Annotated in this window: 23 protein-coding genes and 1 pseudogene; 7 read left to right on the plus strand and 17 right to left on the minus strand. The window is 53.2% G+C overall.

Going from position 1 to position 26261, the window contains the following annotated elements; all coding sequences use genetic code 11:
• Positions 1-452 precede the first annotated feature (452 nt).
• Positions 453-683: pseudogene (locus O1724_RS11805) on the plus strand (site-specific integrase); the annotation flags it as partial.
• A 180-nt stretch (positions 684-863) separates the two neighbouring features.
• Here the strand turns inward: O1724_RS11805 and O1724_RS11810 are convergent.
• The 10 genes from O1724_RS11810 to O1724_RS11855 all read right to left on the minus strand — a co-directional run bounded on the left by O1724_RS11810 (position 864) and on the right by O1724_RS11855 (position 10367).
• Positions 864-1262, minus strand: a complete 399-nt coding sequence (locus O1724_RS11810; RefSeq protein ID WP_225851806.1) for a hypothetical protein — start codon at positions 1260-1262, stop codon at positions 864-866.
• 32 nt (positions 1263-1294) lie between these two features.
• Positions 1295-3049 (minus strand): DEAD/DEAH box helicase, encoded by a 1755-nt coding sequence (locus O1724_RS11815; RefSeq protein ID WP_061070130.1) that lies wholly within the window; start codon positions 3047-3049, stop codon positions 1295-1297.
• Positions 3039-3452 carry a hypothetical protein gene (locus O1724_RS11820; RefSeq protein WP_061070129.1) on the minus strand — a complete coding sequence of 138 codons (414 nt, stop codon included), beginning with the start codon at positions 3450-3452 and terminating at the stop codon, positions 3039-3041. The genes O1724_RS11815 and O1724_RS11820 overlap by 11 nt, the downstream gene beginning before the upstream one ends.
• A complete protein-coding gene (locus tag O1724_RS11825) occupies positions 3449-4657 on the minus strand; it encodes a hypothetical protein (RefSeq protein ID WP_061070128.1) in 1209 nt (402 codons plus the stop codon). Before O1724_RS11825 ends, O1724_RS11820 begins: the two co-directional genes overlap by 4 nt.
• On the minus strand, positions 4657-6612 hold the full coding sequence (locus O1724_RS11830; RefSeq protein WP_061070127.1) for a hypothetical protein: 1956 nt from the start codon (positions 6610-6612) through the stop codon (positions 4657-4659). The genes O1724_RS11825 and O1724_RS11830 overlap by 1 nt, the downstream gene beginning before the upstream one ends.
• On the minus strand, positions 6612-7010 hold the full coding sequence (locus tag O1724_RS11835) for a hypothetical protein (RefSeq protein WP_061070126.1): 399 nt from the start codon (positions 7008-7010) through the stop codon (positions 6612-6614). Before O1724_RS11835 ends, O1724_RS11830 begins: the two co-directional genes overlap by 1 nt.
• A 146-nt stretch (positions 7011-7156) precedes the next feature.
• A complete protein-coding gene (locus O1724_RS11840) occupies positions 7157-7525 on the minus strand; it encodes a hypothetical protein (protein WP_061070125.1) in 369 nt (122 codons plus the stop codon).
• 1064 nt (positions 7526-8589) lie between these two features.
• A complete protein-coding gene (locus O1724_RS11845; protein WP_126296798.1) occupies positions 8590-9120 on the minus strand; it encodes a GNAT family N-acetyltransferase in 531 nt (176 codons plus the stop codon).
• On the minus strand, positions 9108-9374 hold the full coding sequence (locus O1724_RS11850) for a type II toxin-antitoxin system TacA family antitoxin (RefSeq protein ID WP_003857131.1): 267 nt from the start codon (positions 9372-9374) through the stop codon (positions 9108-9110). Before O1724_RS11850 ends, O1724_RS11845 begins: the two co-directional genes overlap by 13 nt.
• A 63-nt stretch (positions 9375-9437) precedes the next feature.
• Complete coding sequence (locus tag O1724_RS11855) at positions 9438-10367, minus strand: LysR family transcriptional regulator (RefSeq protein WP_126296799.1); 930 nt, start codon at positions 10365-10367, stop codon at positions 9438-9440.
• Between the two features lie 129 nt (positions 10368-10496).
• Between O1724_RS11855 and O1724_RS11860 the strand changes: the two genes are divergently transcribed.
• Positions 10497-11885, plus strand: coding sequence for an MFS transporter (locus tag O1724_RS11860; RefSeq protein ID WP_023314162.1), 1389 nt, complete (start codon positions 10497-10499; stop codon positions 11883-11885).
• 21 nt (positions 11886-11906) lie between these two features.
• Here the strand turns inward: O1724_RS11860 and O1724_RS11865 are convergent, their stop codons facing one another.
• From O1724_RS11865 to O1724_RS11875, 3 genes are read right to left on the minus strand one after another with little or no spacing between them, the layout of a single operon-like run.
• Positions 11907-12902: a DUF2891 domain-containing protein gene (locus tag O1724_RS11865; RefSeq protein WP_126296800.1), complete on the minus strand. Its 996-nt coding sequence runs from the start codon at positions 12900-12902 to the stop codon at positions 11907-11909.
• Positions 12903-12911: 9 nt separating this feature from the next.
• Positions 12912-13898 carry a DUF979 domain-containing protein gene (locus tag O1724_RS11870; protein WP_063159052.1) on the minus strand — a complete coding sequence of 329 codons (987 nt, stop codon included), beginning with the start codon at positions 13896-13898 and terminating at the stop codon, positions 12912-12914.
• Positions 13895-14617 (minus strand): DUF969 domain-containing protein, encoded by a 723-nt coding sequence (locus tag O1724_RS11875; protein ID WP_003857121.1) that lies wholly within the window; start codon positions 14615-14617, stop codon positions 13895-13897. The genes O1724_RS11870 and O1724_RS11875 overlap by 4 nt, the downstream gene beginning before the upstream one ends.
• A gap of 224 nt (positions 14618-14841) precedes the next feature.
• On the opposite strand from O1724_RS11875, the gene O1724_RS11880 reads away from it, so the two are divergent.
• Positions 14842-15390 carry a winged helix DNA-binding protein gene (locus tag O1724_RS11880; protein ID WP_003857118.1) on the plus strand — a complete coding sequence of 183 codons (549 nt, stop codon included), beginning with the start codon at positions 14842-14844 and terminating at the stop codon, positions 15388-15390.
• Here the strand turns inward: O1724_RS11880 and glgX are convergent.
• Genes glgX through treZ form a run of 3 tightly spaced genes read right to left on the minus strand, consistent with a single transcriptional unit; the run spans position 15387 to position 21730 of the window.
• A complete protein-coding gene (glgX, locus tag O1724_RS11885; RefSeq protein WP_003857116.1) occupies positions 15387-17462 on the minus strand; it encodes a glycogen debranching protein GlgX in 2076 nt (691 codons plus the stop codon). The two genes, O1724_RS11880 and glgX, sit on opposite strands and share 4 nt — an antisense overlap.
• Before the next feature lie 15 nt (positions 17463-17477).
• Positions 17478-19946 (minus strand): malto-oligosyltrehalose synthase, encoded by a 2469-nt coding sequence (treY, locus tag O1724_RS11890; RefSeq protein WP_414539336.1) that lies wholly within the window; start codon positions 19944-19946, stop codon positions 17478-17480.
• Complete coding sequence (gene treZ / locus O1724_RS11895) at positions 19943-21730, minus strand: malto-oligosyltrehalose trehalohydrolase (protein ID WP_126296802.1); 1788 nt, start codon at positions 21728-21730, stop codon at positions 19943-19945. The genes treY and treZ overlap by 4 nt, the downstream gene beginning before the upstream one ends.
• Positions 21731-21861: 131 nt before the next feature.
• Here treZ and O1724_RS11900 point away from each other — a divergent pair, with 131 nt between their 5' ends.
• The 4 genes from O1724_RS11900 to O1724_RS11915 all read left to right on the plus strand — a co-directional run bounded on the left by O1724_RS11900 (position 21862) and on the right by O1724_RS11915 (position 25380).
• Positions 21862-22389 (plus strand): GNAT family N-acetyltransferase, encoded by a 528-nt coding sequence (locus tag O1724_RS11900; protein WP_003857109.1) that lies wholly within the window; start codon positions 21862-21864, stop codon positions 22387-22389.
• Between the two features lie 111 nt (positions 22390-22500).
• Positions 22501-23385, plus strand: coding sequence for an SDR family oxidoreductase (locus tag O1724_RS11905; RefSeq protein WP_022651207.1), 885 nt, complete (start codon positions 22501-22503; stop codon positions 23383-23385).
• A gap of 107 nt (positions 23386-23492) precedes the next feature.
• Positions 23493-24470 (plus strand): MBL fold metallo-hydrolase, encoded by a 978-nt coding sequence (locus O1724_RS11910; protein ID WP_126296803.1) that lies wholly within the window; start codon positions 23493-23495, stop codon positions 24468-24470.
• Position 24471: 1 nt separating this feature from the next.
• The gene (locus tag O1724_RS11915) at positions 24472-25380 is read left to right on the plus strand and encodes a LysR family transcriptional regulator (protein ID WP_126296804.1); all 909 of its coding nucleotides are present in this window, start codon (positions 24472-24474) and stop codon (positions 25378-25380) included.
• Here the strand turns inward: O1724_RS11915 and O1724_RS11920 are convergent.
• Entirely contained in the window at positions 25371-26255 is an 885-nt protein-coding gene (locus O1724_RS11920) for a LysR substrate-binding domain-containing protein (protein WP_048210350.1), read from the minus strand. The genes O1724_RS11915 and O1724_RS11920 overlap by 10 nt on opposite strands.
• Positions 26256-26261: the final 6 nt, after the last annotated feature.

The following is a 26261-nucleotide window of genomic DNA, read 5'->3' on the forward strand; positions in this document are numbered from 1 at the left end:
TGCTCTCTTCCTCCACATGAATTCCGGCTTCGGTTAAATTAAAAGCAAAAATTTATAGTGTCGTTAGGCATGAGATCTAAGGCTGCATACGATTTAAATTAGGTTTTAAAATTTACCGCGTTAGTGCAATATGTACTTTATTCATGCGCCCTAGAATCTACCAGCACCTCACTCACAAACTTTCTGTTTTAAATCTCCATGAGTGCATCACAGCAGTCATCGGTACGAACCGTTGATTCGCTGACATCTGTAATGACGTTCTGACAGTAAGGTATCATCAGCGTTATACGCATGAATCTCTACAAAATTCCTAGCTGATTTGCGCATCCTTGTCAATAATTTAATTAAGAACGCTACCGCCCTCAGAGACATAAGCCTTGATAAAATCTATGCTATCGCAACCAATTTTTTATTCAATAGATCAATCAGATAACCATCTAATGCTATGATGTGTTGCGACACCAGCCTTGGCATTGATCCGCGCTAAAGCTCTTGGTTCTAACCCCGTCTGGCAAAACATGGTGGCTATGATGCTGACTGGGAAATTGGTCACTTCAAAAGAATGGCAAGGTCGACGTGTGGTTGGAATTGTTGGGGATCGGCTGCACTACGAGATCGGCGGTTGTTCTAGAGCCGATGACGAATGCCCTTTCTGTGAAGTCCGTTGCTGTTATGGTTGCTTATAGCTGGCCTTCACGATCGACAATTTCCCTTAGAACTCTTGCGTGCATATCCTCCAGTTTTGACTCCGGACAGTCAGTACATTCATGCAATATCCGCAAACTTTCCAGGGAAGCAGGTTTTACAATCTTTACAGGCGTTTTTCCGTCATCGCCAATATCCCAGACACCATGTATGTTTGGCTAATAAAGAACATAGCGGCTCTCCCTCCCTTTTCCGATGCGGAAAAGCTTGTCCATATAGTGTCCCTGATCGCTAACCATGCTGGTACGTGATGCACGATATTGGGCACGCTGATTATCATTGACAGTGAGCGCCTGGAATTGTGATCGAATTTCGTTTAACTTAAGCGGTGCGTTGCTAAAATCAAGCCATTCGATGACCTGCGGAATCGAAACTTCTCCCAGTTGAGTGACGGCGTAAACAACACGGCGTAGTTGTGGATCTAAATATTCCTCGGGTATAACATTAAGGAACCTCTCTGCTTTCTCCGTGCTTTCATAACCGTGGTATAGCTTCCATTCAATTCTCTGCCTTCCGTAAGTACTTAGTCCAGCCCTTTCGGGTTCGCGTAACTTCATCTCCTGCAAGATCTTTGTCGGAGACTTTTTCCTTAACAAACATCCGCGCACGAAAGCACCGGAAATTTCAACAGTGCTTTCAGTACCGGTATGTTGTGTCTGCGTATGTAATCAATATTTCCCACAAGATAAACGCAATCTCTTGCGCGGGAGATCGCAACATTTATCCGCCTGTCATCGGCATAAAACGTTGCAGGACCAACAGTACGTACGAAGGAAAAGAACACTACGTCCGCTTGTCTACCCTGAAAAGCATCGACGGTATCAACTTCAATGATGAGGCAGGCAGAGAAATCGTTTTTCAATATCGCCCGACGGAGTTCCTGGCACTGTGCTCTGTATGGCGTAATAACCGCAACTGTCAGTTTTTTTCCCCTCTGATAAATCGCGTCATTATCACTACCAACCAACAGGTTCGCTTCAGCGATCTGCGTACACATCGCCTTCAGTTTATCGAGGATTACTGTAACTTCAGCCTGATTAATAAGTGTTTTTCGCTGATTCCCTTTTTCCGGCGGCACCGAGAAATTTCTGGCGCGATAAGTGAGCCACGCAAAATGTTCGAACAGCCCGTTACCCTTAATCCTACTATGGCTCAGGCTTTTGTTGTAAAAATTTTCTGAAATGAACTGACCAATTTGCGGCAACATTCTGTATTGCCTGAGCAGCGTGCCTTTCATGCTTTCGGGAAAGTTTTCAAACATCCGTTCAATAACTCCGTCACGGATTAACTTTTCTTGGCTGTAGCTGAGTACGGACAGTGCTTCTGACTCTTCCTGGCAAAATGTGGGCGGGAGCTGTTTATGATCGCCCACAAGGATACACTTTTGTGCCACGGACAGGGCCATAATCCATTCCGGAAGTGTCGCTTTTGAACATTCATCTACGATAGCAAGATCAAATATCTCGCTTTCTTTATCCAGAAGATGGTCGAGTTGGTTACATGTCACGCCAATGATTTGGTGATTGTCAGCCAGGTTGCGCACTAACCAGCGTGGCAATTCATGTTTACCCTTCTCATTTTTCCGACCCCGGTCGAGCCGTTGCCATAAATGACAGGTCAGTTCCGGTGCGGTTTGATGAGCCTGATTCCAGAGTGCATTTGCCCGCGACTGTGCCTGAACCAGTATGGCATCCGGGTTTTCTAATGCCGATACGGTAAACCGGGGATAACGCAGCAAAGTGGCCATCTGCCCGCTGGACAAATGGCTTGTAAGGCGATCGAGGGCATTATCAACCGCCACATGAGTTTCTGAAGTGATAAGAATGCGTGCATCGGGTTTGTGCCGTAGCGTCTGAAGAATAATCTCAACAATCGCGGTTGTTTTACCGGTACCAGGTGGCCCCTGTAAAAAGAAAATATCTTCGCAGGCCAGCGCCTTTTGAACCTGTTTGAAAGCGTAGACATCCGATAAATAGCATGACTGAACCGGTTTCCCGACCTCAAAAGCCATTGGTCTGACTAACGCATAAAGGGAATCATGCTCGTCGGAGTTATACTTTTCACTGCTTCCGGGTGCGTCCTCATATTTATTGGCCCGCTTCGTGTAATACCTTGCAAGTGTGATGTTATGCGTGATATTGCAGTTTGCACCGTACCGAAACCGTACAAGATACTTTATCTGCCTTCTATATTTGATTCGTGTTTTCACATCGGTGGTCATACCGACCAGTTTCACCAAATATGTTAACCAGTCGTCAATATGATCGATGAGATCCATCGTGGCCGGTAAGCAAGCCACTTCCGACGTGGGTTCCGGCTGGATAAGCAGCGTTTCAGAGGTCATCTTTTATCTCTTCGACTCGGGATTTGAGAAGCACCAACGATCCAGCCGGGTTTTTAATGCCAAGACTAAGCAAGATCGCGTTCAACAGAGGGGGGGTACGCTTCAATTGTTGCATTTCCAGCGGTAAATCAAGCGGATGACCTGCAGCAAGCGCTTCAATAATCAACATGTCGTTATCGATGGTTAATCTGCCCATGTTGATATACGCCATCTCGGCAGCAATTAGGGTGTCCAGTGCCACAATCAGGCGATTCACTGAAAACTGCGGGAGCGCGGCAAGTAAAGTTTCCCGGGTATCGAACCCAAATCGTACCGCTGCACAAATAGCTAGATAACACTCTTTTGCATTCATCGCACGCCAGCTAAACGTTAATCTTACCGGTGGAATATCACAGACGCTCATGCTGCCCTGCCCTCCGGACCTTGCAGATTTCGGGTTTTCAGGCCAATTGCTGACCAGTACATATCGTCATCCTCTTGTGACAGCAATGCGAAGAAATCTTCAACGGTTTTGGAGGGGTGAAAATCTCTGATTCTATCCAGCATTTGAATAATCTCTGTCCGGCGTGCTTTCAGAACATTCCGCGCCTTATAAACACAATCCTGTCGCTCTTTTGCCTGTTTTATCGCATTAAAGACGGTCTGCCGTTCCGCTTTATCTGTATCCAGTCGCGAGTAATCCTGATTATCGTGTGCGCTTTTAATCCGGCTCTTTATGGAGTCCATGCGTTCGTAAAGCGACTGTACTTCACTGCAGGCTGAATCACAGTGTTCCTGAGCGTCCTGAATCAGTTGTCTGATCTCGTTGAAGGTTCCCCCTTGAGGCATTCGCGACAACCATTGGCTAGCCAGTTCGGATTCGCTGTTACTATATTGATAGTGGTGTTCGACGTCGGTTCGCAGATCATCCCATCGGTCTCTGCATTCACGGTAAACCGTTCGCAATTGCTGTTTCTGTTCGCGGTGCTCATTGCGGTCGCGGTCTAAAGCCTCTTTACATGCAGTGCGGTTTTTTTTGACCTCTTGCAGTTGTCTGAACAACGAATTCTTGTAACTCTTTATTCGCCGCAACTCCGTCTCATAGGCTTTTGCCTCCGATTCAATTTCACCTTGAACCCGTTTGGCATGTTGCCTGATGGTGTCATCTGTCGTACTAAGCGGACGTTCAGCAATGCGTTTTTGCCAAGTGAGACGGTCATCCGATCGCGACAGTCGTATCATCTCTTCGGCCAATTCGTCCAGATAACGCAACGTTGAGAGCAGCACCTGCGATTTTTCCTGTTCTATCTTCCATCGCTGTTCGCTTAGAGATTGCCTTATCCAGCTTTCAGTACAGGCAAACATAGTTTGCTGAAGATCCCTGAGCAAAAGCGAATAGGCATAAACGTTCTCAACATTTCTGTTCTGCCAGGCCATGTAATCCGCGATTTGTTCATGGCGTTGCTCCGCCATTCGCTCTATTTCTGACGTGTATTTGTCTGCCTGGGCCTGTACTCTAGCATTGCTGGCTGCCGCGCGACGTTCATACTCATCGATCATGCACTGAGTTTTTAAGCGGTGCTTCTCGAGGCGTTTACTTGTAATGTAGTGTACAAGTTTCTTAAACATCACAGGCTCCTGGCATCTGGACTCACAAAAAATTCATAAGCCTGATCCCAGGATGTTTTCACAGGCAAAATTTGTTTCAGACGGCCACCGACAGTCACAAGCATAATGCGTCCAAGTTTCTCAGTATCACCGCCCTGATTGGTTAATTGTTCGAACTTTTGATGAAGTCTTTTCAATTCAGCCTCGTAAGATGCAATCTGCACCTGACGAAAATGCTGTTTGCGATATTCAGCCTCAAGTTTCTTGTTTTCAGCGTGATGGGCATTTTTCAAGGGAGTGTAGATCAAAAACTGTAACTCAAGATACGCACTCAGATCCTGGCTCAGGCGATGATAATGTGCATCAGCCTGTTCCGTGATAGCCTGACGCTGTAGCGCATATTCTTCTTCAATCTGCGCTACTTTTTGTTTGTAACTTGCGTTGAGCTGATAAAGTACTTCCCGTTCCTCTTGCGGAAGTTGCGAAATCCGCGCTTCTAGGTTTTTCTGTAAAGCCATAAGCTGGCTTTTTCGGGATCGGTATTCCGCAAAGACCGAGATACTCCCGGAGAATGGCAACATGTCCTTCCATTCAAATTTAAACTCAGACATGGTTCCTACCAAACCCGTATATTGAGATAGATTGATGGAGCCATTGTTGAGTTTGGCCATGGCATCCTGCATCTCGTTAATCGCCAGTTTTTGTCCATTACGTGAGAAGTGACCAACATAAGCACCTAGCGCGAAGGAAAAACCGATAGAGAAAATAGTTCCCAAAGCAATCGGCCCCAGTGCACCGAGTGTGGTGCCAAAAATGGCGGTGGCGGCAATCTCGGATGCGACCCACTGACCCAGAAATGTCGCGGTTGCCGTGCCCGCACTATAGGCTAATACCCCGCCCACCACTGTCACGGTCGTGTTGACCATCGAACCACCAAATTCAAGGCTATCGATTTCTCCACGGGAAAACTGAAAGATGTTTTTGCCAAGACTCAGAACAATACTTGCAGCTGCTGAAGCTATATTACCCTTTACTATCCCTTTGCCCGCGGCTTTGAGAGCCCCATGTGCGGCATTATCAAGAAGGCTTTGGCCAAGATGCTGAATACCCGTGACAAGAACTGCATTTCCCGCCCCTTTCAACGAATTCACCACAATGCGCTCTGCCGCTTCCATGCACTGTTCCATGGTCAGAGGTTCATCGCTACCCAGGATTGTAATAAGTTCAGACGCGGCACTTAACGACGCGCCGCAAAGCGCTCCTGCTTTGGCTGCGTTGGCGTACTGCATGCTGTTGAATTCTGATCGTACGCGGTCTTTATCAGCATATTCTGGCCCTCTTCCTTCTTTTTTGGTCTGCTCAACTAACTCTTCGGAACTGCCTTCACCCTTTCGTTTAAGCGGCTTACTATGGATATCAGTTCGATCATCAGATTTAATGGAATCATCAAGCGTCTCTGCCGTGTTTTTGTAGTTCTCACTGACTTCCGGCCGCGTTTGTGCGTTACGTGCTGACTCCTTATTTGCTACTGAACGGGCATCCGCAAGTTGTTCTTCCGGGACCACTTTGCCAACGTCTTGGTATCTTGGCTCATTAATGGCTTTTGCGCTGCTTTCGCCATCTTTATAAAACTTTAATTGGTAATCTTTTGTTCCTTCAGGGGTAGTGATACGGACATCGGAGACCGGATGATTTCTCTGACCCACATCCATCGTCGCCCGATGGTTATTGGCCCCTTTTGCTGCGGCTTCAATATTGTAAGAACCGGTGTGATGGGCTTCAGCGGCAAAACCCTGCTGAATATCGAGCGACTGGTTTGTAATCACACCGTTGTCGGTACTTATCGAATTTTTGATGAGCACGGAGTACTGGTCAAGAGCATCAACCAAAAAAGCATTCTGGAGTTCGTTAAATCCCCCCAAAGCTTGCGTAAATCCCTGTTCAAGGATGTCTTTCTTTTCCTCACCCTCGGCCATTATTCAAACCCATACTCAGCAAGAGATAATGACAATACTGCTTTGATAGAGGCGTGTTTGGTAGAAGGTAACTGTTTGGTGATCCTAAAGGTTTTTGAGCTTGAATGTAAAACCCATTCTTCTTTGTTGGGCACTTTGCGGGTTTTTATTTTTCCATCTGCAAATCGGGAAAGAGCGCGGTAAAAGCCAGCCCTCACACCAATAGAGAACGCTTCAAGAATAAGTGCGTCAATATCATCACCGCCATTTGTCGCTTTGCGTTTCAGTTGAGCAATCAGGCTCTCTAATTTTTCCGTTGGGATCATGCCTTCGGCTTTGACATCAAACTCGCCTTCAAACCGGTTCACAACTTTATTTATGGATTGTGAGTGTGCTTCTATTTTGATCTTGTTGTACATGGATTTTCCGCTAAACAATCGAGTGGTTGCTGTATGTTTGTTTACTTTGGCTGCTTTTAAGAGGAAATTAGATAGAGGTTGAATGACTCATTAAGCCAGATGTTTTTTTGAGACAACGGAGTAACGGGCGAAATAATTTTTTAGAGTCAATTAGCATCTGTTCGCTTTTGGGCTTGAACGATTTCCCAGTATCTCGTATTAACACTGATTTCGCAACGCGAAGGTATGTCAGACGGGGACCTGGAGCGTGTGACAAATGCCTCGATTACATTTTCCCCTTCATCAGACACTTTAGTATCAGGTAATCTGTTAAGAGTCTCGTTTAATATTTTAGTGGCTCCATCTCTCATCTTAACTGATTCAGTTTCTCCGAGAAGTTCATCACACATCCTTGAAACAGCTGTTGCGTGTCCCCAGACAGGTACTGGATCACTTTTTTTATACTGTTTTTCACTGGCATGAACAGGAAATACCAGTGATATTACTCCTGCCAATACGATGTTTTTAATTTTCATATCTTTTTCCGTGACTATCACCAAGTTTAAAACATAAGTTTTATACCACGACATTTTCTGAACAATAAAAAGCTCTTTGTAGCTGGGGTGAATAATTATTTCATCCCGGCGTTCAACTGATACCGGGAACAGAAACCGTCCAGAATTTTAAGGCATAGATAAATTGTTATCACGCCAATATTGATGCAACGCTGCAATACATAGTTTCGAGATTTCCGACAACGTCTATGCTAGATCACACATACATTCAGGTGTGAATATCCGGACCGACTCCCCCATACCGTCACTCACTGTAATGATGTACTCCAAAATGTTCCCGTGACATAAATTGTGCCGAACCCTCACAATTTTCGCAAAGGGTAGTTTCGGGGCGCCGACCGTCCGTAATCTTAGCTAGAAGATCCTGCTCGTCGGGAAAGACCCTTGTGTCAGCGGCAGCCGTCCTGGCGAGCTCTTCTTAGTAGAGCATTCTGAGTGTGGCTATATCGCTTAAATCCACCAGCAGTGTGGGTGGCTGCGGGTGTGCCTGTGACGCCTTCAGTTTCATCGTCACCCTTATCTTGCGGAACTAGCTGTATTATACGCACCGCTCTAAAACTTTTAGGGATATATCCTGAGAATATCGGGTTTGCATCCTTAGCATCCCAGCTAGTTCGCTTCACGCCGATCGGCCAACATAGATCTTAATAGCCCTCTTACCCGACCGATTCTTCTCAGGCAAACCTAGCAAACTTGACAACGCTACCGCCATCAGAATTATCAGTTCTGATTAGGTATTAACGAATCTAAATGTCATTGAAAATCATGATTTTTTCAATAAAACAATAAGATACCACCTAAAATTGGTAGGGGTTTATATGCGATTGTGAAGGGTAAAGGTTTGTGTAGCAGGTTGCCAGGAAATGCCTATAAGAAGCAAATCTTTTGTTAGTTCATGAAGTTCTCCGCAAAGTGAACTGGCCTTTAAATTACAAATAGTAAATTAAATCATACGGATAAAAACAACATGACTCATGAACTGAATTTTCGCTCAACATAAGTTAAATAAGATGTTATGAATCCTGTCACTCATCAGATAAGCCCATCGCATACCACCCTTTCCTTTGCCTCCACTGAGGAAGCCGGAGAAACAGTGTCCGTTCCTGAGTCTGCGAGGCTTTAAAACCATGGTGGATATAAAACGCTTTGGCTTCCTCAGTGAGTGCATGAACCATGATCGCCCGCACCCCAATATTCTCAGCTACCCGATAACAGCGTAAAACCGCATCGTGGAGTAAATCGGCTCCCAACCCGTTTCCGCGTAACGAGACATCAACAGCCAGACGGGCAAGTATAATCACGGGAATGGGATCCGGCATGTTACGCCGCAGATTACCTGTCGCTTGCGTATGGTTAACGCTGCCGGTAGCCAGTGAGTAAAATCCCGCGACCTGCTTCGTGCCCGTTTTACAAATGACAAACGTTCGGGCTGCGCCGAGCGCCTGGTTTTTCAGATCTCTTTGTTTTAGCCATTCGTCAAGCACGGCCTCTCCGCTGACGAACTCCGCCAGTTGATGGACGCTGGATAAGGGCTCTGGCGCTGTTACACGTCCCACTGCGGTTTCCTTGCCAGCAGTTTTTCTATGGCAGGATCGTCCGCGACCGGGGCATCGAGCATGTCAATGAACTCTGCGTACTGTTCATCGTTAAAATTGAATACACGTCGATCGAGGATCACATTCTCGGCTGCCTGACAGGCCATCTCCAGAATGAAGTCTGTACGTGATTTATGGAGGATCTCTGCGGCGGCATCGATAAGCGCCCGCTGGGATTCTTTGGCTCTGAGATTGAGTTGAACATCTGATTTCATGGGTATACCTCTTGTATAGCAATTGCTTTACAAGCATAACATTAGCGGCGTGTATAGCAATCGCTATACAGCGCTCTTTATCATGTCTGACCTCTCCACACCGCATATCGCAAGAATTTGCTCTCTCAGCCAGCGGTGACCAGGGTCGCGTTCCATTCTTGGGTGCCACATCTGTGAAACCGTAATACGACGGCTTTTGAACGGCAGCTCGAAAACGTGTAACTGCTCCGTTATCTGCTGATTGAGTAAATAGAGCGCGGGTATCATGGCAATAAGATCTGATGCCAGCGCCACGGACAGCGCCGTCGGAAATCCCGGTACGACGCTGGCGATTTTACGTTTTGTCCCCAGTTCGGCCAGCGCATCGTCAACGGAACCGTGCAACGCGCCCTCAGGTGACGCTACCACATGGCCCCAGGCGACATAATCCTTCACCCCTATTTCTGCCTGATTAGCCAGCGGATGCCCCTTACGCACGACGCCCACAAACCGATCCTCAAACAGTCGTTGCAGCCGTATTTCAGGCCCCATATTGCTCTGGACGCCAATCTCCAGATCAACCAGCCCTTCCCGAAGATAGCGCGACGTTTTTTCCGGCTTAGGCGCGAAGCGTATACAGACGTCCGGCGCGGCGTCGGCCACAGCCGCTATGAGCGCAGGCCCAAACGCCACCACAAAACCATCGTTTGCCCTGATGGTAAAAAGACGCGCCAGACTCTGCGCGCTGAACGTTTCAGTTGAGGGCTGCAATACCGCCCTCGCCTCGTGCACTGCACGCCTGGCGCGATCCCGGGTCGCTTCGGCCCACGGGGTCAGTACCATGCTACGCCCGGCGCGCACCAGGATCGGGTCGCCTGTAACGTCGCGTAACCTGCTTAATGTCCGGCTCATGGCCGAGGTGCTGAGGTTCAGACGGCGTGCCGCACCTGCGACACTCGCTTCGCTCAGCAATATGTCTAGTGCAATCAGTAAATTAAAATCAGGATCGGTCATAGCGCTCATTCCTGTACATTCAGATAAGGCGTTTCATGCAACGATAAAGTGCAAATGGTGCGCCTTCCGCCCTGTAAAAGCCATCTTTATAGTTTTGTCATCCATACACTCTTCTCAGAGGACAACATAATGACGCTCTTTTCCAGTCAACCCGGCGACGAAGGACTTCCCGGCCCGGCGCGCGCGCGGGTGATGGCCGCAATTATGACCACCACCTTAATGGGCGTGTTTGATGGCACCATGATCAACATTGCCCTGCCCTCCATGGCTCAGGAGATGCAGGTACCTGCCAGTATTGCCGTCTGGTTTGCCAACGGGTATCTGCTGGCGGCCGCGATGTCGCTGGCGATATTCGCGGCGCTTGCGGCCCGCCTGGGTTATCGCCCCGTTTTTCTGGCAGGTCTGACAACCTTTACCCTGACATCGCTGGGTTGCGCGCTGGCGAAGACGCCCGAAGTGCTCATCGGTATGCGCGTGCTTCAGGGGATCGGCGGCGCGGCGACGCTGAGTATTGCCCCCGCAATCCTGCGATCCGTATTTCCCGGGCGATTACTTGGCCGCATTCTGGGGTTACACGCTCTGCTCATCGCCTCCAGCTCCGCTATCGGGCCGGTATTGGGTGGGACGATCCTTCACACCCTGAGCTGGCAATGGCTGTTTGCGATAAACGTGGTTCCCGGCACCCTCGCCTTACTGCTGGCGGTCAAAGCGCTGCCGCGGGATGCGGTTCGAAAGCAAGCGCCCTTCGACACCCCGGGCGCCATATTGTCGGCGCTGCTGCTGGGGTCGACGATCATGGCGGCGAACAGCCTCCAGGAGGCTACTTATCACCCCGGCAGTCTTTGCTGGACGGTGCTCGCTGCGCTGAGCGGCATGGCGTTTATCTGGCAGATCCGCCGCACGGATAACCCCTTGCTGCCGCCGACGATGTTTAAAAATGAACGTTTTACCCTCGCGGCCTTCACGTCAATGATTGCTTTTGTCAGCCAGGGGATCACTTTTATTGCACTGCCTTTCCTGTTTCAGAGCGAATACGGCTACAGTCCGGTGTTGTCTGCCCTGCTGTTTACGCCGTGGCCGCTAGGGATCGTACTGATTGCGCCGCATGCAGGCCGGTGGGCGGACACGATTTCAGCCCCGGCGATATCCACCCTGGGGCTGGTGATTTTTGTCGTGGGTTTGATCCTTCTTGCGACATTACCCGACCGCCCTACAATGTGGGATATCTGCCTGCGGAGTCTGGTATGCGGCATGGGGTTTGGCTGCTTTCAGAGTCCCAATAACCGGGAAATGCTCTCCAACGTTATTCGTGAGCATGCGAGCTATGCATCCGGTGTTTTATCCATTATGCGCACGTTCGGGCAGTGTCTGGGCGCCGCCGCCGTGGCCGTTCTGCTGGCCGCAGATGAAAGGTCAATTCATGTTGCACTGTGGGTCGCCGCCGCGGCTTCTGCGGTAGCGGTCGTCGTCAGCGCGAGTCGGTTGCGTAAAATCACTCATCCTGCGGAAACAGGATGAGCACGAAAATATAACTAAGCGCTACTCCAGCGCCAGCAGCGCAAAACTCGCCAGCCAGTGCCCGCCGCTGTAGTGACTGCCGACAACATGCTCCACGCTTGCCGAGAGATGGCGCGCAACGGCATCGTGTAATGGCTTCCGGGCGTGATGATTTTCCGGCAGAGCACGGGCAATGTGCTTCATACACCAGGCGCGGCTGAGGTTGAGACCGTCAAGATGCGCGATTTTCGGGTCGGTGCGGTCGCTCACCTCGGCCGGGTTCATGAGCGCAGAAACGGCGCCCACTTCAGGCAGAAACGCATCGAACCAGGTCGGGAAATCCCCCACCACCTTACTCATCAGCAGGGCCTCGGTCAGCGCTCCGGAGATATACTCGTCGCCACCCGGCTCATAATGCGCAGGATATTGCGTGTCCGCGAGGTAAAACCGCGTTGCCGCGTCCAGGATGGCGCGCTCAAGCGTGTCATCGTTCACCGCCCGGGCATAATCCAGCCCCAGCGCGAGCGCAAACGCCGTGTTGTAGTGCGTCCCGACGCGGATCGGATAGGTAAGCTTGCTGAGGTAATCCACCAGCCGCTGGCGAATATCCCGCGTTAACGGTTGCAGCGTCTGGTACCAGCGCTCCGCCTGCGGCAGTGACGATTGCTTCAGCTCCTGCGCCAGCGCCAGCAGCCAGCCGTAGCCATAAGGCCGCTCAAACGACGCGCGGAACGGCGCGGTAAAATAGGCCAACTCCTTCGCCACCTTCTCGTCGGTCAGGTGTTCTTCGAACAGAGTGATGATCTCTTCCCGGCACGGCAGTTCGGGCCAGAGACGCAGGCAGCGCAGCAGCAGCCAGTAGCCGTGCACCGCAGAGTGCCAGTCAAAACAGCCGTAAAAGATCGGGTGCAGCTCGCGAGGCGGCAGAACGTCGCCGTCATCGTTGAGCAGATGCATAATGTGGTTCGGGTATTCCTGACGTAAATAGGTCAACGGCATTCTGGCGAAGGCGTCAGCCTGATGTTGCGTTAATTCCATTGCAGCTCCTTAGCGAAACACGAGGAAATACATTAAGAACACGTTCACCACCAGCAGGGTTAACGCGGTCGGGATCTGGATCTTGATAACCTGATATTTGTCTTTTAGCTCCAGTAGCGCGGCGGGCACAATGTTGAAGTTGGCGGCCATCGGCGTCATCAGCGTGCCGCAATAGCCAGCGTACATACCGATAGCCAGCAGCGGCGCCGGGTTACCGTGATGGACATTAATCAGGAATGGCAGAGCGATACCGGCGCTTAACACCGGGAAGGCTGCGAAGGCGTTACCCATGATCATGGTAAACAGCGCCATCCCCACGCAATAAATGACCACCAGCATGAAGCGGCTGTCCGGGTTCACAAACAGGCTGACCACCTTTTGTACCGATTCGCCGGTATTCGCCACCACAAACACCCCGCCGAGCATGGCGAGCATCTGCGGCAGGATCACCGCCCAGCCAATGGTATCGACCAGCCGACGCGACTGACGAACCGCATGCAGCGGCGTACCTTTTGTCAGCCACCAGCCGGTGAGGATAGCTGCCACACAGGCCACGCACAGCGCCGCCAGCGTAAGCTGTTTCTGGTCGAGCAGATAGACACCGCCAATCGACACGCCTTTCAGAAATAGCGTCCCGATGACCGTTACCACGGGGATCATCAGTGCCGGTAAAAACAGCGAGTTTTTCAGCCGGTTCGACGAGGCAACACGCTCCTCCTCGGTGGACATTTTATAATGCCCCTTCCCGACCAGCCCGAAACCGGCCAGCAGCGCAATCACGATAACGGCGCCGCCAATAATGCGATACGCCAGGGGCTTACCCAGCTCCTGCACCATCAGATCGCCAAACAGGAAGATCCCGCCAAACAGAAACCAGAACAGCGCCGTGGTATAGCGTTTCGGGTTAGCGCGATCGCGAAGGGTCATCACAACCAGCAGCATCACGACGAAGCCGATCAGGTAGTACACGCGGTTAATGGTGATGAGGGTCATCATGGTGCGATCTCCTGCGTACCCTGCTCTGCTTTCCAGGCCATCACGTCGCGACGAATGCTGGCATCAAGGCGTAGCAGACGCGTCATATGGATGATCAGTGCCGCAATGGCGGTCGGAATGGCCCACAGGCCGATATGCAGCGGTTCGATCCCCTCGATCCCGTTCTCTTTCAGGAACGCATCAATCAGCAGTACCGCGCCAAAGGCGATAAAAATATCTTCCCCAAAGAAAACCGCGATATTGTCACACGCGGCGGCATGGGCTTTGATTTTGTCGCGGATAGTCTGCGGCAGTTCCCCGTATTCATTCAGAGCTGCCCCTTCCGCCATCGGCGCCAGCAGCGGACGCACCGTTTGCGCGTGGCCGCCAAGCGACATCAGGCCCAGCGCAGCCGTTCCTTCGCGGGCAACAAAGTAGAGCATCAGGATACGCGCCGAGGTGGCGCTGGCGATCTTCGCGACCCAGGCCTGGGCGCGTTCTTTCAGCCCGTAATACTCTAATAGGCCAATCACCGGCAGGATCAGAATGAAGGTGGCAAGCGATCGGCTATTCACGAACTTTTCGCCAAAGGTTTCCAGCAGCATACCGAAATCCATGCCAACCAGCAGGCCCGTCGCCAGGCCCGCCACCACGACAACCAGCAGCGGGTTGAAACGCAGTGCAAAACCAATAACCACCACCGGAATCCCGATAAGTGGCAACAGTGTAGAACTGTCCATAAACGTTACCCTATCCAAAGTGAGCGTTGCGCGCCGACGGCTATTTTTTATACTTCGCAGCAGAGCGAAGCCGGTGCATTACGGCGCGCGATGTTGTGTTTTGCGTGAGGCTCCACAGAACCTGCACTAAAAAGCTATATCTGAACGTCAAAAACATGTAAACAATTTATCAATAAAATGTTCTTATTTTATCGACGGGTTTACATTTCGGGGGAAGGATCGTTATGACAGTAAAGAAAAAGACGACAGCGTTAAACCACGACGATATTGCGGACGGGCGAATCGTCTCCTCCCGTCATCTCGTCTCAGAGCGGTGTGCTGAATTATCAGAGCTGGAATATGCGCTGATCATGACCAGCAATGCGTTTAACAAATGGATGGTGCGCTGCATGACCGCAGCGGGTGAACCGGATATGGGGGCCTTTGATGTTTCGCTTCTGCACCACGTGAATCACCGCAACCGTAAGAAAAAGCTGGCTGACATCTGCTTTGTGCTGAACGTGGAAGATACCCACGTGGTGACGTATGCGCTGAAAAAGCTGGTCAAGGCGGGCTACGTCACCAGCGAGAAAGCGGGAAAAGAGCTTTTTTTCTCCACTACGGAGGAGGGAAAAGCGCTGTGCATGAAGTACCGGGAGGTGCGGGAGGCCTGCCTGATCAACATTCATGCGGAAAGCGGTATTCCGGGCGCGTCGATTGGCGAGACCGCGCAGTTACTCCGCGCGATCTCCTCCCTGTATGATACCGCCGCACGCGCGGCGGCCTCGCTTTAAGGACGGCGGAACAGGGTGATACTCCGCCCGGCCAGCTCGTAATCGACAGATTCAGTGATGATTTCCCCCGTGGGGGCATCCTCCGACGTCGAGAGTTCGAGCACCCAACCCCCTTCGCCAAACTGCGGGATCTGGAATGGCACCGTACCTTCAAACGGGTTAAACAGCATCAGCACGTCTTGCCAGACGCCCTCTTCCTGCTCAAGATCAGGACGGCTGATGGCAAGACCAAGGGTGGAACCCTCGTCCCACTGTTCCGACTGCTGCGGTCCGCCACCGGCGTTAAACCAGCGGATCTCCAGCCCGTCGCGCCAGTTCTCACGTCGCAGCAGCGGCTGCGTCGCGCGCAGGGCAATCAACCGACGGGTAAAGTCGCGCAGCTTCTCGTCGTTTTCAGTGAGTCCTTCCCAGTTTACCCAGGAGATCTCGCTGTCCTGACAATAGCCGTTATTATTGCCCTTTTGCGTCCGGCCAAACTCATCGCCTGCCAGCAGCATCGGCGTGCCGTGCGAGAAGAAGAGCGTGGTGAGGAAGTTGCGCTTTTGCCGCTCGCGGGTGGCAATGATATCCGGGTTTTCCGTCGGCCCCTCTTCGCCGTAGTTATACGACCGGTTATCGTTATGTCCGTCGTTATTATCTTCCCCGTTATCGGCGTTATGTTTCTCGTTGTACGATACCAGGTCGTTCAGCGTGAAGCCGTCATGCGCGGTGATAAAATTGACGCTGGCCCACGGACGACGCCCGCGCAGATCGTACAAATCACCGGACCCTAACAGACGGGCGGCAAAATCGTTAGAAACGTTATCCCCCTTCCAGTATTCACGTACCGTATCGCGGTATTTGTCGTTCCACTCACCCCAGCCAGGTGGGAAGCCCCCCACCTGATACCCGCCGGGGCCGATATCCCACGGCTCACCGATGAGCTTCAGCTTCGACAGAACCGGATCCTGGGTCACGGCATCAAAGAAGCCGCCGCGCGGATCGAACCCCTCCGGCTCACGTCCGAGAATGGTCCCGAGGTCAAAGCGGAAACCGTCAATCTGCATCGACTCCGCCCAGTAGCGCAGGGAGTCCATGACCATCTGCAACACGCGCGGGTGCGAAGTATTAACGGTGTTCCCGGTGCCGGTGTCGTTGATGTAATATCGGTGCTGATCCGGCATGGTGCGGTAATAACAGAAGTTATCAATCCCCTTAAACGACAGGGTTGGTCCCAGCTCGTTGCCCTCCGCCGTGTGGTTATAGACCACGTCGAGGATCACCTCGATGCCCGCGTCATGATAGGCACGCACCATGTCGCGGAAACCCTGGATGCCCGCCGGGCCGTAATAGCGGGACGCTGGCGCAAAGAAACCGAGCGAGTTATAGCCCCAGAAGTTTTTCAGGCCGCGATCGAGCAGGTGCTGATCGTCAGGGAACCAGTGAACCGGTAGCAGCTCGACCGAGGTAATGCCGAGGCTTTTGATGTACTCCACCGAGGCTTTATGCCCCATTCCCTCAAACGTACCGCGCAGTTCAGGCGGAATAGCCGGGTTAAGCTGGGTAAAGCCTTTTACGTGGCTTTCATAGACCACGGTATGCGGCCACGGGATATCGGGCCGGCGTGAGTCCTGCCAGTCAACGGCATTGGGGTCGATGACCTTACATTTGGGTGTAAATGGCGCGCTGTCTCGCGTGTCAAAACTGAGATCCAGCTCATCGTGTCCCAGCTCATAGCCGAAGTGGGCATCGTTCCACTCAATGTCACCCACCAGTTCACGGGCATAGGGGTCAATAAGCAGCTTATTGGGGTTAAAACGGTGACCGTTCTCCGGATCGTAGGGGCCATACACACGGTAGCCATACAGCGCCCCCGGTTTCAGATCCGGCACATAGCCGTGCCAGACCTCATGGGTATATTCCGGCAGTTCCAGGCGGGCGATTTCTGTTTTTCCCGAAGGATCAAACAGACACAGCTCCACCCGCTCCGCGTGGGCGGAAAACAGGGCGAAGTTTACCCCTTTCCCGTCATAATTTGCGCCCAACTGCTGGCCATGACCGGCCCGAATTTCAAACGTTGTATCCTTTGGCATTTTTGTTCTCCTCGATTAGTCGCAGGTAAGCAGAACCAACAAACATCCCTTTTCAGACGTTAAATCCAGCGTCTCTGGCAGAAGGCGACGCTCACCGGTAAACAGATCCCGGTAGTGCTTCCCGGCCAGCTCCTGGGGTATGGCCACGGTAGTGTTGGCCCACAGCAACGCATTGTCGGTGACGTCAAACACCAGACGCGGCACGGCGACGATCAGCGCCTCGTCATCTTTTATGCGGGCATAAACGATCAGATTCTCCTCCCGCTCACCGGTTACCTTCAGCGGCAGCCAGTCGCCGTAGCGGAAAAGTGCGGGGTAATGTGGCCGAAGCCGTAACAGCGTGGCGGTAACGTACTGCTTCACGCTGCCGTCTCGCCAGCGTTGCGCATCGTTAAAAACGGTGCCATCCGCTACGCTGAGGTTTTCCGCCAGTGCGGCGAAATCCGGTTCGCGGCGGTTATCCGGGTCGACGAGGCTGAAGTTAAGCCCCTCGCTGCCCTGGTAGATGTCCGGTACGCCAGGCGCAGTCAGCTTGATCACCGTCTGGCTCAGGCTGTTCATTAACCCAGCCCGAATAAACGGCTGGAGTGCGGCACTGAAATCACGCAGGAACAGGGTGTTATCCGGGGAAAGCAGATGGCGCACGTAGTCCAGGACCACGCTCTCGTAACCTTCGTTGCTGTCGATCCAGTCGGTACGCTGCTTGGCCTCGCGCAGGGCTTTCTCGATAAAGCTGAGGAAACGCTCTTCCAGTGACTTAAGGCCATCACGATCCTCAGGCGACAGGGTTGCTGGCCAGACGCCCGCCAGCGCCTGGAAGATCATCCAGGTGTCGGCGGCGTTCGGCGCGGTGCCGTCGTTTAGGAATCGGACCTGCGTCTGGTTCATCTGCCGCCAGCGCGCCAGATTTTCTCCCCACAGATCTGGCGCTTCCGTCAGCGTATACAGACGAGCTCGTGCATCCTCGCCGCGTTTGGTGTCGTGGGTGGAAGTTCCCAGCAGCGCATCGGGCTGGCGGGCAAGTCGAATGCGCATCTCCTGATGAAAACGGGAAAGTGAAAACGCGCGCGGCGTCGGGTCGGCGCCGACTTCGTTCAGGGCCAGCTCCATGTTATGGCGGAAGAACAGCGTATCCTCTACCGATTTCGCCATCAGCGGCCCGGTCAGTTGCTGAAAACGGGTGCGGAAAAGCGAGGCCAGCGCGTGGTCATGCTCCGGCAGATCGCCGGTAAGAATACGCACGATCAGGCTCAGAGCGGGTTCAGAGGCGTTGACGCTGGCGACCACACGGCTGAGCAGCGCCACATCCGGTGGCGTCAGTCCCTCAGCGGTGCCGTAGGTGCGATACACCGGAAACGCGATAAGCAGCTCACGCAGGGCATGGCGGATATCATCATGCTCCACTTCGGCGCCGTTATGCCCGGCCAGCTCGCTGGCTATTTTGAGCAACGTGGTAAATTCACCCTCAAAATTACGATCGGTCATCAGCCCTTTGGCGTTGCGAAGTTCCGCCTGCCTGTCCACGGTCGTACCCAGCGTCTCGTCGTAGAGCATCTCCAGCCGCGAGAGGTTGGTATCATCCACCAGCACTTCCGCCAGGGAGGCGATAAACTCATAACCCGTAGTACCTGAGATGGGCCACTCCGGAGGAAGCTGTTCCCCTTTGGCGAGGATTTTTTCCACCGTGATGTAGCAATCCGGTCCGGTAGCCGCACGCAGTCGCTGCAAATAGCCCAGCGGATCGGCAAGCCCGTCCACATGGTCAATGCGCAGGCCGTCGACAACCCCGGCGTGGACAAGCTCAAGGATCAGGTGGTGCGTATCTGCGAATACCGCCTCATCCTCTACCCGCACGCCGACCAGCCCGGTGATTTCAAAAAAGCGCCGCCATGAAAGCTGTTTCGGCGCTTCCCGCCAGGACATCAGCCGCCAGCTTTGCGCCTCGTGGATCTCAGCGATGCTCTTGCCTTCGGCATACGTGCCGGGATTAAGCGGATAGGCGGTATCATAGTAAATCAGCGCTGCGCTGTTGGTGACACTGTCACGTTTTAAGGTGATAGTCCCCCGCTCCAGCTCGGCTTCAAAGGTGTCGCCAAGAAACGGCAACGTCAGCGGTCGGGACCAGTCGATATCAAAATACGCCGCATAGCGGCTCTGCCCGCCGTGTTCGATAACATCGCGCCACCAGCGGTTTTCCAGCGAGGTCGACATATGGTTAGGAACGATATCCAGAATCAGCCCCATCCCCGCCTGTTTCAGCGCCGCCGCCATGCGGTCAAACCCTTCCCGCCCGCCAATCGCCGGGTCAATTTCGTTGGGGTCGGTCACGTCATAGCCGTGGGTGGAATTCGTGGTTGCGGTGAAAACAGGCGACGCGTAAAGATGGCTGATACCGAGGTCTTTCATATACGGAATCAGGTCTGCCACGCGGTCAAAGGTCATGCCGTTGCGAAACTGAATTCGGTAAGTAGAGGAAGGGATCATAGCGCTGCTTCTCCATCAGCAAAGCGAACAACAATGCTGTTCGACGGCAGGTTTTCGACTGCCTCCGGCCAGCTAAAGATCGTTTTTCCGGGCAGGTCCGGTAAGGCGAGCGGCTTTTTGCCGATATTCAGCGCCAGCGACAACGTGCCGGACGGAAAACGCCAGCTCACGGCAACCATGCCGAGCGCCGTTTGCAGGACGTTACCCTCCACGGTGCCCCGCTGTTTCAGTAACGGGACGATAAAGCGCTGACGCAGCACAATCAGCTCGCGCGTGACGTGCAGCCACGCCCTGCCTTCCTCCGTGTCTGCCTTGTTCCAGTCAAGCTTCGACCGCATAAAGGTATTTACGTCATTGGGGTCCGGTACGGTTTCATCGTGCCCGGCATGGCCGGTAAACTCTTTCGCGCGCCCTTCCCGCACCGCTTTCGCCAGGTCGCCGTGGAAGTCGGTGAAAAAGAGGAACGGATGCGTTTCGCCATACTCCTCGCCCATAAACAGCAGCGGAATATGGGGCGACAGGAGCAGCGCCGCGAACAGCACGCGCGTTTTATCCGCCCCAGCCAGAGAGATAAGCCTCTCCCCCTGGGCACGGTTGCCGACCTGGTCGTGATTTTGAATAAAATCGACAAAAAACTGTGGGGGTTGCTCGCGACACTCTACCCCGCGCGATTTTCCGGTCTGAAGCGAGATTTCCCCCTGGTAGACAAAGCCTTCTGCCAGCGCCCGCGCCAGTTTTTTCTCCGGCTCAAAGGCAAAATCCTGATAGTAGGTGTGTGATTCTCCCGTCGCGAAGACATGCGCGGCGTTGTGAAAATCATCATTCCATTCGGCGGTGAAAAGCGGCGTCTGACCATGCTCATCACGCGGATGCAGGAAAATCACGTTGCGACTGTCTTCGGTGGTCAGATGGATATGCCGATCCGGAAAGGCGTCGCGGATCCGTTGCGCTATCTCGGGAAGAATATGGGTCTCAGCGTCGTCATGGATCTGGTCGATGGCGTCGAAGCGCAGACCGTCAAGATGATACTCCGAGAGCCAGAATAACGGCGCCTCAGCGATGTATTGCCGGACAGCTTCAACCTCATAGGCAATACCGTTGCCCCACGGGGTCATACGATCCTGATGGAAAAACGCCGGCGAGAGCAACGGCAGGTAGTTCCCTTCCGGGCCAAAGTGGTTGAGTACGATATCCAGCACCACGGAAAGCCCGAGCGCGTGGGCGGCATCAATGAAGGCATGAAAATCATCCGGTGTACCATAAGCCGAGTGCGGGGCATACAGCAGTACACCGTCATACCCCCATCCGCGCGCGCCCCCGAACTGGGACACGGGCATCACTTCCAGTTGCGTAATACCCAGTTCGGCCAGATAAGGCAGTTTGTCGATGGCCGCCCTGAAGGTTCCTTCCCCGGTGAAGGTGCCGATATGCAGCTCGTAGATCACCGTCTCTTCCCACGGTCGTCCTTGCCATTCGCGCTGAGCGGGCAGGCTGCGACGCGGGTCGATCACCACCGACGGGCCATTGACGTCAGCCTGCTGCGCGCGCGAGGCCGGGTCCGGCACCGCCATTCCATCCTGTAAAACAAACTGATACGTCGTACCGTGCCTGACGCCGGGCACGTCAATCTGAAACCAGCCGTCGCCCACCGCCGCCATGGGAATGTCGGTATCGGTTAAACGCAACGTGAGATCTTTTTGCCCTTCTGCCCAGACGCGAAAACGTACAACGTCATCGGAAATAAACTCAGCACCCCAGTGCCTGCGACATGTTCTGAATTCCATTCATTGTCCTCGAATGACCACATTTTACGCGGAACGAAATACAAGCTTAGACCAGGATCTACAGAGTGTTATGCCAGCAGAGTATGCCGCTTCGTCTATTATCTATTTATAACTCCCACTTAAGGAATACTATGCATATTCGAAAAGGATTAAGCACCGACCTCGCCCGTCTTGAATGCTGTGATTTTTCTTTTACGGTCGATGAGATTGCCAGAGAGCCTTTTCTCAATGGTGATTTGCATATCGAGGCGCTGACCGAACCTTATCTTAAAACCTATGAACTGGATCTCCAGACGCTGGAAAATCATTGTGTTAATCCGGATTCAATATTTCTTATCGCCGAAACGGATGACGGTGAAATCGCCGGTTTTATTACCGCGTCCTGCAACTGGAATAAATTTATATCGGTGGATTACATTGCCGTGGAGCGTTCAAAGCGTCGTACGGGCGCGGCGCACAAGCTGATGTCCGCCACCCACGTCTGGGCGCGAAGCCTCAATGCGCCCGGTTTACGGCTGGAGACGCAGAACGTCAATGTTTCTGCCTGTCTTTTTTATCGTCACTATGGGTTTATTCTCGGCGGTTACGATCGCTACCTTTACAACGCCCTGCCGGAAAAAGATGAGGTCGCCCTTTTCTGGTATTACATGCTGGCTTGAGAAAATATTTTATATCCGCTACCGGAAGATAGATTTGTCTGAATTTGTCAATTTTGCCCGCTTACGTTTAATTAACGACTAATCTTGGAATTCACTATTAAGGAGGCCGGTATGTCTACAGGAAATAATCACACGCTGCATTACCCTCGTCCACCGTTTGCTGAACAACCGCAAAGGGCCCCCGGGCTGGCATCGGAAATGAAGCCAATACCGGATCATGGTGAAACAAGTTATATCGGGTCAGGAAAACTGGCAGGAAAAAAAGCGCTGATTACCGGCGGTGATTCCGGAATTGGTCGCGCGGTAGCGATCGCCTATGCCCGTGAAGGCGCAGATGTCGCTATTGGCTATCTGCCGGAAGAGGAGTCCGATGCGGCATCGGTCATTGCGCTGATTCAGGCTGAAGGCCGTAAAGCGGTCGCCATTCCGGGCGACATTCGCGTGGAGTCGTTCTGCGATACGCTGGTGGAAAAAGCCGTTGCCGAACTGGGTGGCCTGGATATCCTGGTGAATAACGCCGGACGCCAGCAGTACTGCGAATCGATCGACGATCTCACCACGGCAGATTTTGACGCGACGTTTAAGACCAACGTCTATGCCCCCTTCTGGATCACCAAAGCTGCGCTGCGCCATTTGCAGGAAGGCGCCGTGATCATTAACACCACTTCCGTTCAGGCGTTTAAACCGAGCGCGATCCTGGTGGACTATGCGCAGACCAAAGCCTGTAACGTAGCCTTTACCAAGTCTCTGGCCCAGCAGCTGGGACCGCGTGGCATTCGGGTGAATGCCGTCGCGCCAGGTCCATACTGGACGCCTCTTCAGTCCAGCGGCGGACAGCCGCAGTCCAAAGTTCAGAAGTTCGGGGAAGATACGCCCCTGGGCAGACCGGGCCAGCCGGTTGAAATCGCACCGCTGTATGTATTGTTTGCCTCCGATACCTGCTCATACGCCTCCGGGCAAGTGTGGTGCTCTGACGGCGGTACCGGCGTGCTGTAAAGCATCCTCTCAGACCTATCCATTCCATGGATAGGTCACATTCACTTCCCGGCGGTTCTCAAAAATCGCAGTTGAACTATGATGAACTTACTATTGAGGAGCCCATCATGTTTACTGTGAAAAAACTTGCGATATCAACCCTGTTGACCGGTTCGGTTTTATTCTTTCCCGCTATCCACGCGGTGGCCAGCGTTCCGCAGCATGTGGTGAAACAGCAGGCTGGCGGCTACAGCGTTCAGGTTGGCGATACGATTGTCACCGCCTTTACGGACGGGAGCGTGCCGCAGGATCTGCACGCCTTACTGCGCCGGACGACGGCGGAAAATACCGATGCGTTACTGGCTAAAAACTTCCAGGCCAATCCGGTGGAAGCGTCGATTAACGCGTTCTATATCGCCATCCCCGGCCACAAAATTCTGGTGGATACCGGTTCTGGTCAGCTTTTTGGTCCCGGCAAAGGCGGGCGGCTGATTGAGAGCCTGGCGACCCAGGGCATCAAACCCGAAGATATTACCGATATTCTGATCACCCATGCGCACTCCGATCACGCTGGCGGCCTGGTTAAAGACGGTCAGCGCGTGTTTACCCGCGCGCAGGTGTATGTCGGCAAACCGGATATCGATTTCTTCTTTAACGACGATAACCAGAAAAAGTCTGGCTATGACCAGAACTACTTCGACGTCGCGCACAAGACCTTAAAGCCCTATCTGGATGCCGGAAAAGTGACGACCTTCTCCGGCACGGAACAGCTTCTGCCGGGCATCAGCGGTACGGTTCACCCGGGTCACACTCCAGGCTCCGCGTTCTACACGCTGGAGAGCAAAGGTGAAAAAATGACTTTTGTCGGCGACATCATTCACGTTGCCGCGGTTCAGTTCCCACAGCCCAACGTGACGATTGCTTACGATGAGGATCAGGACGGCGCCGCCCGGGTGCGCAACGCTGCTTTCGCTGAGTTTGTGAAAAATAAAGCGCTGATTGCGGCGCCACATCTGCCTTTCCCCGGGATCGGCTATGTGACGAAAGGTGAGCGGGACGGCTACGCGTGGGTTCCAGTGACCTATACCAACCGTGACGCAAAATAAGATGTCCCCCTCCGATATGGATATGGACCTGATCCTGACGCTGGATGCGTTACTCAGGGACCAGAATATCACCCATGCCGCCGCGCGGCTGGGCATCAGCCAGCCGGCGATGTCTGCCCGCCTTGCGCGCCTGCGCGTGTTGTTTGGTGAGCCGCTGTTTGTCCCTTCCCCACACGGACGTGGGGTGTTACCGACGCCGCGCGCCGAGGCGTTAAGGCCTCAGGTCGCGACGGTTTTGCAGGGTATATCGGCGATGCTTGAACCCACCACGTTTAACGCGCAGAACAGCAACCGCACCTTTGTGATTGCCCTGCACGAGAACCCGGCGCTGATGCTGGGGGCAGAGTTGCAGAATCAGATTAGCAGTGCGGCGCCAGGTATCCGCCTGCGTTTTGCGCTCCCGGAAACCCAACTGCTGCCAGCGCAGATGGAAAATGGCGATGTGGATATTTATGTCGGCGTTAACGCGGTGGCGCACGATGCATGGGTCAGACGCAAGCTGTTTGACGATGAATATGCCACAGCCCAGCGAAAAGGCCATCCGCGCGGTACGGGTCCGATGGATCTGGATAGCTATTGTAGCCTTTCCCACCTGGTGGTTTCATCCGAGGGCGACCCGTTCGCGGGCTTTGTCGATCAGCATCTGGCGGGGCTTGGCCACCAGCGTAACGTAGTGATGTCGACGCAAAGCTATGCGATGGCGCCTGCGATTGTTGCCGGTACCGATTTGCTCTGCACCTTACCCAGACGCATGTTGCTACGGTTTACGCAAACGCTTGATATTTTTCCGCCGCCGCTGGATCTCCCGCCGATCGTCATCGGGATGTACTGGCACCCGAAAAGCAGCCAGGATCCGGCTAACCGCTGGCTGCGAGAACAGCTTCTTCAGGCCGCTGGACGTCAGGTATGATCGAGGATACTCATCAATTTTTTCAGCACCTCAGAGCGAATAATCCGGTGGCAAACCAGCGTCAGCTCGCTCTCCCGGAGTCGGTCAAGAATATCCACAAAGACGACGTTTCGTACGCATATCGCCTTCGCTGAAGCCGGCAGCATCGCGATGCCAAACCCTGCCGAGACGAGGCTTACCACCGTGGGGACATCGGTGGCATTTTGCACAACGTCAGGCTGTATGCCCGCGCTGTGGCAGGCATCATAGAAATATTGCTCCAGCCCCATCCCCTCCGGGTCGCGCAGGGCGATCCACTTCTCCTCTTTCACCGACGCAAGCGTCAGCGCGGCGGAGCCCGCCAGGCTGTGTTGACGAGGTAAGGCCAGCACGGCTTTTTCCGTTGTGAAAGGACGGCTTTGCAGATCGTCAGGCAGCAGCGGTAACGGGGCACGAATAATGGCCACATCCAGCTGGTTGCTTTGCACGCCGGTATAAAGGGTTTGCACGTTTCCCGTCATCATGGAAAGGCTGATGGCGGGCCATTTCTCATGTAAAAGCCGCAGCGCGGCGGGCAGCTTACTGTCGAATATCGCACTTGAAACACATCCGAGATTCAGCACGCCCTGTTCTCCTCTGGCCGTCTGTCTGGCATCCAGAATCGCCTGATCGGTCATTAAAATCGCGACTCTGGCTTTACTGAGAAACGCCTCACCGGCTGGCGTCAGCGTCAGGCGACGATTCGCCCGGCTAAAGAGCATTACCCCCAGACGATCTTCAAGCGTTTTTATCTGCTGACTCAGCGCGGGCTGCGCCATGTTAAGGCGCTCCGCCGCTCGATGCATGTGAAGCTCTTCCGCCACCACGATAAAATTGCGCATCAGTCGAAACTGCATACCATG

It is taken from the genome of Enterobacter cloacae complex sp. HYC074_NIDB (assembly GCF_056673345.1).

Coding starts and splice junctions, on each gene's coding strand:
- O1724_RS11815 (WP_061070130.1), bottom strand. CDS start 3,049: ATGACCTCTGAAACGCTGCTTATCCAGCCGGAACCCACGTCGGAAGTG.
- O1724_RS11905 (WP_022651207.1), top strand. CDS start 22,501: ATGTCTACAGGAAATAATCACACGCTGCATTACCCTCGTCCACCGTTT.
- treY (WP_414539336.1), bottom strand. CDS start 19,946: ATGATCCCTTCCTCTACTTACCGAATTCAGTTTCGCAACGGCATGACC.
- O1724_RS11875 (WP_003857121.1), bottom strand. CDS start 14,617: ATGGACAGTTCTACACTGTTGCCACTTATCGGGATTCCGGTGGTGGTT.
- O1724_RS11910 (WP_126296803.1), top strand. CDS start 23,493: ATGTTTACTGTGAAAAAACTTGCGATATCAACCCTGTTGACCGGTTCG.
- O1724_RS11880 (WP_003857118.1), top strand. CDS start 14,842: ATGACAGTAAAGAAAAAGACGACAGCGTTAAACCACGACGATATTGCG.
- O1724_RS11840 (WP_061070125.1), bottom strand. CDS start 7,525: ATGAAAATTAAAAACATCGTATTGGCAGGAGTAATATCACTGGTATTT.
- O1724_RS11860 (WP_023314162.1), top strand. CDS start 10,497: ATGACGCTCTTTTCCAGTCAACCCGGCGACGAAGGACTTCCCGGCCCG.
- glgX (WP_003857116.1), bottom strand. CDS start 17,462: ATGCCAAAGGATACAACGTTTGAAATTCGGGCCGGTCATGGCCAGCAG.
- O1724_RS11900 (WP_003857109.1), top strand. CDS start 21,862: ATGCATATTCGAAAAGGATTAAGCACCGACCTCGCCCGTCTTGAATGC.
- treZ (WP_126296802.1), bottom strand. CDS start 21,730: ATGGAATTCAGAACATGTCGCAGGCACTGGGGTGCTGAGTTTATTTCC.
- O1724_RS11830 (WP_061070127.1), bottom strand. CDS start 6,612: ATGGCCGAGGGTGAGGAAAAGAAAGACATCCTTGAACAGGGATTTACG.
- O1724_RS11820 (WP_061070129.1), bottom strand. CDS start 3,452: ATGAGCGTCTGTGATATTCCACCGGTAAGATTAACGTTTAGCTGGCGT.
- O1724_RS11920 (WP_048210350.1), bottom strand. CDS start 26,255: ATGCAGTTTCGACTGATGCGCAATTTTATCGTGGTGGCGGAAGAGCTT.
- O1724_RS11825 (WP_061070128.1), bottom strand. CDS start 4,657: ATGTTTAAGAAACTTGTACACTACATTACAAGTAAACGCCTCGAGAAG.
- O1724_RS11915 (WP_126296804.1), top strand. CDS start 24,472: ATGTCCCCCTCCGATATGGATATGGACCTGATCCTGACGCTGGATGCG.
- O1724_RS11855 (WP_126296799.1), bottom strand. CDS start 10,367: ATGACCGATCCTGATTTTAATTTACTGATTGCACTAGACATATTGCTG.
- O1724_RS11850 (WP_003857131.1), bottom strand. CDS start 9,374: ATGAAATCAGATGTTCAACTCAATCTCAGAGCCAAAGAATCCCAGCGG.
- O1724_RS11870 (WP_063159052.1), bottom strand. CDS start 13,898: ATGATGACCCTCATCACCATTAACCGCGTGTACTACCTGATCGGCTTC.
- O1724_RS11810 (WP_225851806.1), bottom strand. CDS start 1,262: ATGAAGTTACGCGAACCCGAAAGGGCTGGACTAAGTACTTACGGAAGG.
- O1724_RS11865 (WP_126296800.1), bottom strand. CDS start 12,902: ATGGAATTAACGCAACATCAGGCTGACGCCTTCGCCAGAATGCCGTTG.
- O1724_RS11835 (WP_061070126.1), bottom strand. CDS start 7,010: ATGTACAACAAGATCAAAATAGAAGCACACTCACAATCCATAAATAAA.